The organism is Mesorhizobium sp. M7A.F.Ca.AU.001.01.1.1, from assembly GCF_004022735.1.
GTDB lineage: Bacteria > Pseudomonadota > Alphaproteobacteria > Rhizobiales > Rhizobiaceae > Mesorhizobium > Mesorhizobium ciceri.
The window spans coordinates 1-559 of sequence record NZ_RZPF01001326.1 but is presented as its reverse complement, the minus strand read 5'-3'; the positions used below and the strand labels follow the sequence as shown (position 1 = coordinate 559).

At 63.3% G+C, this 559-nt stretch carries 1 protein-coding gene; it reads right to left on the bottom strand.

From position 1 onward, the window contains the following. Positions 1-559 (bottom strand): substrate-binding domain-containing protein (locus EN884_RS37970; RefSeq protein WP_164895517.1); only part of this gene is annotated, 559 nt, incomplete at both ends.

Below are 559 nucleotides of genomic sequence, written 5' to 3'. Positions count from 1 at the left end.
GCTCGACCTCGCTGCGACCCTCGAAGCGCGACTTGCCGACATAGGCGTCGACATTGTCCTTGGTCACATAGGCCTGGCTGGTGTCGCTGTTGGCCGGGCCGACAAGGCCGCCCGAGAGCTTGTAGAGATACATCTGCTGCACCGGCAGGAAGCCCTGCAGATAGGCCTGCTGGTCGGTGGTGAAGTTGACGTCGCCGGCCTTGATGAAGTCCAGCGTCTGCGGGAACAGGTCGAAGCCGGCCACCGCGCCGCCGGCTTTCACCAGGCCGTATTTGTTGGACACGAAACCGCAGGCATAGGTGTCGGAACCGCCGGTGCCGAACAGGCCGTTGACGGTCTTGTGGCTGAGATAATAGCTCTCGACGCGCGAGATTTCGGTTGCCGGATCCGGACCGGTGTTGACGACATCGTAGGTGACGCCGCTGCCACTGTCCTTGATCGCCTGGATGTAGCCGTCGAGGCGCGGCTGCGTGTTGAGTGAGCCCGGCACGCCGATCGACAGCATGACGTGGCCGCCCTTGGGGATCAGCTTCAGCCACTTCAGCGCCGAGTTGTAGCC